This is a genomic window from Collinsella sp. AF05-9 (genome assembly GCF_003465595.1).
Lineage (GTDB): Bacteria > Actinomycetota > Coriobacteriia > Coriobacteriales > Coriobacteriaceae > Collinsella.
Genome location: NZ_QSBB01000069.1, coordinates 1 through 1,591, shown reverse-complemented (window position 1 = coordinate 1,591; position 1,591 = coordinate 1). Strand labels below are relative to the sequence as shown.

General features: G+C 70.2%; 1 protein-coding gene. It reads right to left on the bottom strand.

What is annotated here, in order from left to right; translation table 11 throughout:
• Positions 1 to 1,300 (bottom strand): IS110 family transposase (locus tag DWV43_RS09920; protein ID WP_117818112.1); only part of this gene is annotated, 1,300 nt, incomplete at its 3' end.
• Between the last annotated feature and the right edge of the window lie 291 nt (positions 1,301 to 1,591).

Genomic DNA, 1,591 nt, shown 5'->3' with positions numbered 1-1,591 from the left:
CTGACGCTCCTATTTGGCAAGGTGTTTTTTTAGAATCCATTTTGCGCTCGGCCTCGAAGGCTTGCCTGTCCCAATCGAGCGGAAGTCCGGCCTCGACCCATGCCTCGTAGGCCCTCCTTATGGGCTTGAGCTCCCTTTGGCCCCTCTCCAGCATCGAGATGTACTTCTCGCTGGTTCCCAATATGGACGCCGCCCTCACCTGGCTGACCTTCGCCGCGCGCCTGGCCGCCACGAGCTCCGAGGCGTCCTCGGGCCTCCTGATCTCGTGCGGGTGCATCAGCGCCCGGTACGCCTCCCTGGCCACGTAGCGCTTGAGGCACCTCATGACCTCCCTGTCGCTCTTCCCCCGCGCCCTGGCCCTCTCGGCGTACTCGGCGGTCTCGGGGTCGCGCATGACCCTCTGCCTCGCGATCTCGTGCAGCGCGCTGTTCGCCTGCCGGTCGCCGCCCCTGTTGAGCCTGTGCCTCACGGTCTTGCCGCTCGAGGCGGGGATGGGGCAGGCGCCGCATATCGCCGCGAACGACGCCTCGGAGCGCAGCCTGCCCGGGTTGTCCCCGGCCGCGACCGCGAGCTTGGCCGCGCTCACGGGCCCGCACCCGTACATAGCCAGCAGCGCGGGGCAGTTCTCCTCCAGGGACGCCTCGATCGCGCGCTCCATGTCGAGCGCCGCGTCGCGCGCCGCCGCCCACAGGTCCGCCAGCGCGCCGAGTGCGGCGCCCAGCGCGCCCTCGGCGCGCACGGAGGGGAGCACCTCCATCAGCCTCGGCCCCGCCACCCCGCGGAACCTCGACCTGAGCCCCTCCGGCGCGGTGGTGAGCAGGGACCTCGCGGTGTTGATCGCCGAGGTCCGCGCCTTCACCGCCCCGGAGCGCGCCGCGAGCATGCAGCGCACCCCGTCGACCCACCCGTCCTGGCTCTTGGGGGTCCCGAGCTTTGAGCCGGACATCGCCGCGCGGGCGGCCCTCTCCGCGTCCGCCTCGTCGCACTTTCCCTGTCCCGGGCGCCTCCTCTGCGTCCTCGCCGGGGAGAGCGCCTCGCGCACGGGCATCCCCAGCGACGCGAGGTGCCTGGTGAGGCCCGCCCCGTAGGACGACGTCCCCTCCATCGCGACGCAGGCCGGCTCCCCGGCCGCCGCGATCGCCCCGGCGAGCGCCTCGTATCCCGCCGCGTCGGCGGGGAACTGGCGGGACAGGACCTTGCGGCCCCTCCAGTCGAGGACGTACAGCCAGTGCGAGTCGGCGTGGGTGTCGACCCCGCAGAAGACCGGCCCGCGGGCGCCGGGTGTCGATTCGGTTCTCATGTCTCGCTCCGTTCTTTCCGTGCTCGCCTGGACCGGGCAGACGGCACACTGACGGGGCGCGATAGAATGCGGTTGTTCGGGTCCGCGGTATCGCTCCATGCTCCTATTAGGTCATGCGGCGGTCTCGGCTCGCCGCGGGCCGCGCGGGACATGTCAGGAAACGAGGGCAGCCCTGTGGGCGCCAGCGGAATGTGGAGTCACCGCGCGGTCCGCATCTGATGGTGTCGACGTCAATGGTATACGGGTGCATCATCGACGTCTTCAATACAGAAGATATCAGTGCGGAATGTT